The 6004-nt window shown below is 55.9% G+C and carries 2 tRNA genes and 3 rRNA genes; all 5 read left to right on the forward strand.

The features are described 5' to 3' along the window. The first annotated feature begins 468 nt into the window (after window positions 1-468). Window positions 469-2013, forward strand: a 16S ribosomal RNA gene (locus I4U41_RS18220). A gap of 114 nt (window positions 2014-2127) precedes the next feature. Next, window positions 2128-2203: transfer RNA gene (locus I4U41_RS18225), tRNA-Ala, on the forward strand. 74 nt (window positions 2204-2277) lie between these two features. Then, window positions 2278-2354, forward strand: a tRNA-Ile gene (locus I4U41_RS18230). Window positions 2355-2586: 232 nt separating this feature from the next. Then, window positions 2587-5450: ribosomal RNA gene (locus I4U41_RS18235) — 23S ribosomal RNA — on the forward strand. Between the two features lie 157 nt (window positions 5451-5607). Next, window positions 5608-5722, forward strand: a 5S ribosomal RNA gene (rrf, locus tag I4U41_RS18240). The 16S, 23S and 5S rRNA genes sit together here with 2 tRNA genes alongside, the layout of an rRNA operon. Window positions 5723-6004 lie beyond the last annotated feature (282 nt).

Raw genomic sequence — 6004 nt, forward strand, 5'->3', positions numbered from 1 at the left:
CGTGTGCACAATGCGCGCCCCGCCGAGGTGAATCACTGACGCGGGGCGCGGTTGAAGCGGCGGATTTCGAGGGGCGGTTGACGAACTTCGAAGGTGCTGTAAGATGCGCGGCCCGCTCCCCGGGACGGCCTCGAAAGAGGCGCTGAACGGAGGGCGGGGGGCGGCGAAAAAGATCCTGACACGGTGTTGACGGAATCGAAATTCGCTGTATAGTAGTCGGCTCCCTCGGGCACTTCGGTGCGGCGGGGTGAGGCAAGAAAAAGGGAAAGGCGCTGAGGCCGGCCCCGGGATCTTTGACAGTGTGCGCAGGTGACTTGTGCGGGCGTCTGGCGAGTGGATGGTTGTCCATAAGCAGACGTTCGTAACAGAGCAACAAGTCAATTCAAATGCATGCAAATGCAAGCGAGTAATTTGGTGCCTGGGACGGGCTCTGCACTCAAGATATTGAACCTTCGGGTTCAGCAATTTTAAGTGAAGAGTTTGATCCTGGCTCAGAGTGAACGCTGGCGGCAGGCCTAACACATGCAAGTCGAACGGCAGCACAGAGGAGCTTGCTCCTTGGGTGGCGAGTGGCGGACGGGTGAGGAATGCATCGGAATCTGCCTATTTGTGGGGGATAACGTAGGGAAACTTACGCTAATACCGCATACGTCCTACGGGAGAAAGTGGGGGACCTTCGGGCCTCACGCAGATAGATGAGCCGATGCCGGATTAGCTAGTTGGCGGGGTAAAGGCCCACCAAGGCGACGATCCGTAGCTGGTCTGAGAGGATGATCAGCCACACTGGAACTGAGACACGGTCCAGACTCCTACGGGAGGCAGCAGTGGGGAATATTGGACAATGGGCGCAAGCCTGATCCAGCCATGCCGCGTGTGTGAAGAAGGCCTTCGGGTTGTAAAGCACTTTTGTCCGGAAAGAAAAGCGCTCGATTAATACTCGGGTGTTATGACGGTACCGGAAGAATAAGCACCGGCTAACTTCGTGCCAGCAGCCGCGGTAATACGAAGGGTGCAAGCGTTACTCGGAATTACTGGGCGTAAAGCGTGCGTAGGTGGTTTGTTAAGTCTGATGTGAAAGCCCTGGGCTCAACCTGGGAACTGCATTGGATACTGGCTTACTAGAGTGCGGTAGAGGGTAGCGGAATTCCCGGTGTAGCAGTGAAATGCGTAGATATCGGGAGGAACATCCGTGGCGAAGGCGGCTACCTGGACCAGCACTGACACTGAGGCACGAAAGCGTGGGGAGCAAACAGGATTAGATACCCTGGTAGTCCACGCCCTAAACGATGCGAACTGGATGTTGGGTGCAACTAGGCACTCAGTATCGAAGCTAACGCGTTAAGTTCGCCGCCTGGGAAGTACGGTCGCAAGACTGAAACTCAAAGGAATTGACGGGGGCCCGCACAAGCGGTGGAGTATGTGGTTTAATTCGATGCAACGCGAAGAACCTTACCTGGCCTTGACATGCACGGAACTTTCCAGAGATGGATTGGTGCCTTCGGGAACCGTGACACAGGTGCTGCATGGCTGTCGTCAGCTCGTGTCGTGAGATGTTGGGTTAAGTCCCGCAACGAGCGCAACCCTTGTCCTTAGTTGCCAGCACGTAATGGTGGGAACTCTAAGGAGACCGCCGGTGACAAACCGGAGGAAGGTGGGGATGACGTCAAGTCATCATGGCCCTTACGGCCAGGGCTACACACGTACTACAATGGTGGGGACAGAGGGCTGCGAACCCGCGAGGGCAAGCCAATCCCAGAAACCCCATCTCAGTCCGGATTGGAGTCTGCAACTCGACTCCATGAAGTCGGAATCGCTAGTAATCGCAGATCAGCATTGCTGCGGTGAATACGTTCCCGGGCCTTGTACACACCGCCCGTCACACCATGGGAGTTTGTTGCACCAGAAGCAGGTAGCTTAACCTTCGGGAGGGCGCTTGCCACGGTGTGGCCGATGACTGGGGTGAAGTCGTAACAAGGTAGCCGTATCGGAAGGTGCGGCTGGATCACCTCCTTTAGAGACTAAGGCAGCTAATTGCTGGCCGGACGTCCGCACAAGTGACCTGCATCTAGTTCCGGAAGCTCCCAAGGGGGAGTTTCGCGGGAGCGTCCCGTTCACTCGATTGAACATGGGGCTTTAGCTCAGCTGGGAGAGCACCTGCTTTGCAAGCAGGGGGTCGTCGGTTCGATCCCGACAAGCTCCACCAAGCTATGACGCGAATCCTTCGCAACAGCCCGCACATCCCTGTGCGGACTATTCAAGGAAACACGCACGACTTTTGGGTCTGTAGCTCAGGTGGTTAGAGCGCACCCCTGATAAGGGTGAGGCCGGTGGTTCGAGTCCTCCCAGACCCACCACTCCCGAACGAAACTGGATTGCGCACACATCAAGAATTGAAGCGGTACGGCGTTGAGGCCGGATCGTGTTCTTTGAAAACTGGGAAAGTAGCGAGCGTTTTGAGACGAATGTCCATGACGTGTCGTGAGGCTAAGGCGGGTGCCGAAAGGCACCTTATATTGAGTCGTTGAATTCGCGTCCGGGCTTTGTACCCCTGGACACAGACGACCCTGAGGCGACTTGGGGTTATATGGTCAAGCGAATAAGCGCACACGGTGGATGCCTTGGCGGTCAGAGGCGATGAAGGACGTGGCAGCCTGCGAAAAGTGCGGGGGAGCTGGCAACAAGCATTGATCCCGCAATGTCCGAATGGGGAAACCCACCTGGTAACAGGTATCCTGCAGTGAATACATAGCTGCTGGAAGCAAACCCGGAGAACTGAAATATCTAAGTACCCGGAGGAAAAGAAATCAACCGAGATTCCCTAAGTAGTGACGAGCGAACGGGGACCAGCCCTTAAGTCGAATGAGTTTTAGCAAAACAACCTGGAAAGGTTGGCCATAGACGGTGACAGCCCGGTATGCGAAAGGGCTCATTCGATGAAATCGAGTAAGGCGGGGCACGAGAAACCCTGTCTGAACATGGGGGGACCATCCTCCAAGGCTAAATACTCCTGACCGACCGATAGTGAACCAGTACCGTGAGGGAAAGGCGAAAAGAACCCCGGAGAGGGGAGTGAAATAGACCCTGAAACCGTGTGCGTACAAGCAGTCGGAGCCCGCAAGGGTGACGGCGTACCTTTTGTATAATGGGTCAGCGACTTACTGTTCGTGGCGAGCTTAACCGTATAGGGGAGGCGAAGGGAAACCGAGTCTGATAAGGGCGCATAGTCGCGGGCAGTAGACCCGAAACCGGGTGATCTAGTCATGCCCAGGGTGAAGGTTGAGTAACATCAACTGGAGGCCCGAACCCACTCCCGTTGCAAAGGTAGGGGATGAGGTGTGATTAGGAGTGAAAAGCTAATCGAACCCGGAGATAGCTGGTTCTCCTCGAAAGCTATTTAGGTAGCGCCTCATGTGAATCTTCCTGGGGGTAGAGCACTGTTATGGCTAGGGGGTCATTGCGACTTACCAAACCATGGCAAACTCCGAATACCAGGACAGACTGCATGGGAGACACACGGCGGGTGCTAACGTCCGTCGTGAAAAGGGAAACAACCCAGACCCACAGCTAAGGTCCCAAATTTCGTGCTAAGTGGAAAACGATGTGGAAAGGCACAGACAGCCAGGAGGTTGGCTTAGAAGCAGCCACCCTTTAAAGAAAGCGTAATAGCTCACTGGTCGAGTCGGTCTGCGCGGAAGATTTAACGGGGCTAAGCACGGAACCGAAGCTTGGGGTGCACACTTTGTGTGCGCGGTAGAGGAGCGTTCCGTAAGCCGGTGAAGGTGTGTCGAAAGGCATGCTGGAGGTATCGGAAGTGCGAATGCTGACATGAGTAACGATAATGCGGGTGAAAAGCCCGCACGCCGAAAGCCCAAGGTTTCCTTGCGCAACGTTAATCGACGCAGGGTGAGTCGGCCCCTAAGGCGAGGCAGAAATGCGTAGTCGATGGGAAGCTGGTTAATATTCCAGCACCTCGCGTAAGTGCGATGGAGGGACGGAGAAGGTTAGGCAGGCCGGGCGTTGGTTGTCCCGGTGAGAGAGTTGAGGCGGTCCCCTTAGGCAAATCCGGGGGGGCAACGTTGAGACTAAGGACGAGTCCTTTAGGACTAAGCTGCCGATATCACGCTTCCAGGAAAAGCTCCTAAGCTTCAGCTTACGCAGACCGTACCGTAAACCGACACAGGTGGGCAGGATGAGAATTCTCAGGCGCTTGAGAGAACTCGGGTGAAGGAACTAGGCAAAATAGCACCGTAACTTCGGGAGAAGGTGCGCCCTTTTTGGTTCATAGCTGAGAAGGGCCGCAGTGACCAGGCCGCTGCGACTGTTTATCAAAAACACAGCACTCTGCAAACACGAAAGTGGACGTATAGGGTGTGACGCCTGCCCGGTGCCGGAAGGTTAATTGATGGGGTCAGCCGCAAGGCGAAGCTCTTGATCGAAGCCCCGGTAAACGGCGGCCGTAACTATAACGGTCCTAAGGTAGCGAAATTCCTTGTCGGGTAAGTTCCGACCTGCACGAATGGCGTAACGACAGCGGCGCTGTCTCCACCCGAGACTCAGTGAAATTGAAATCGCTGTGAAGATGCAGCGTTCCCGCGGCAAGACGGAAAGACCCCGTGAACCTTTACTATAGCTTTACACTGAACGTTGAGTTCGTCTGTGTAGGATAGGTGGGAGGCTATGAAGCGCAGGCGCTAGCTTGCGTGGAGCCATCCTTGAAATACCACCCTGATGTGCTTGACGTTCTAACCTAGGTCCGTAATCCGGATCGGGGACCGTGTATGGTGGGTAGTTTGACTGGGGCGGTCTCCTCCCAAAGTGTAACGGAGGAGCACGAAGGTACGCTCAGCGCGGTCGGACATCGCGCACTGTGTGCAAAGGCATAAGCGTGCTTGACTGCAAGATCGACGGATCAAGCAGGTACGAAAGTAGGTCTTAGTGATCCGGTGGTTCTGTATGGAAGGGCCATCGCTCAACGGATAAAAGGTACTCCGGGGATAACAGGCTGATACCGCCCAAGAGTTCATATCGACGGCGGTGTTTGGCACCTCGATGTCGGCTCATCACATCCTGGGGCTGTAGTCGGTCCCAAGGGTATGGCTGTTCGCCATTTAAAGTGGTACGCGAGCTGGGTTCAGAACGTCGTGAGACAGTTCGGTCCCTATCTGTCGTGGGCGTTGGAGATTTGAGAGGGGCTGCTCCTAGTACGAGAGGACCGGAGTGGACGAACCTCTGGTGTTCCGGTTGTCACGCCAGTGGCACTGCCGGGTAGCTATGTTCGGAAGCGATAACCGCTGAAAGCATCTAAGCGGGAAGCGCGCCTCAAGATGAGATCTCCCGGGAGCTTGACTCCCCTGAAGGAACCATCAAGACCAGGTGGTTGATAGGCTGGGTGTGTAAGTGCAGCAATGCATTGAGCTAACCAGTACTAATGATCCGTGTGGCTTGACCATATAACCTCAAGTGGCCTTGGACTTACGACAACGTCGTGACGTTCGGCTCACTCGCTACTTATCCCAACCTATCCGCGAAGGACGGCGACGTCCCAAGCAACCCAACGAGAGCGTGTGCGCGATCCAGTACACCGGAACCGCGACCCTCCACCCTCTCCCTGGTGACAATAGCTGTGTGGTCCCACCCGATCCCATTCCGAACTCGGAAGTGAAACGCACATGCGCCGATGGTAGTGTGGCTCAAGCCATGCAAGAGTAGGTCATCGCCAGGGGCTTTACCCCAGAAGGCCGGTCCGACAGGACCGGCCTTCTTCTTTTGTGCGGTTGAATAACCATCCGAGCGCCGCGCGACTCATGTGCGCGCGCCCAAAGCACTGGCCCGCTTCCAGTCCGAAGCATCACCTGCGAATAAATGCCGACTCCTGAGCCGGCATTTGCTTGCGAGGTGGAAACGGCACCCACCGCAGCCAGAACGCGAAACTCGAGCCTGCCCAGTGGCGCTTTTCACGGCCTAGAACAGCGATCCCGTAGTTCCGGGCGCCTCCGGCTCGGCT

It is taken from the genome of Lysobacter changpingensis, assembly GCF_017308985.1.
GTDB lineage: Bacteria > Pseudomonadota > Gammaproteobacteria > Xanthomonadales > Xanthomonadaceae > Lysobacter_J > Lysobacter_J changpingensis.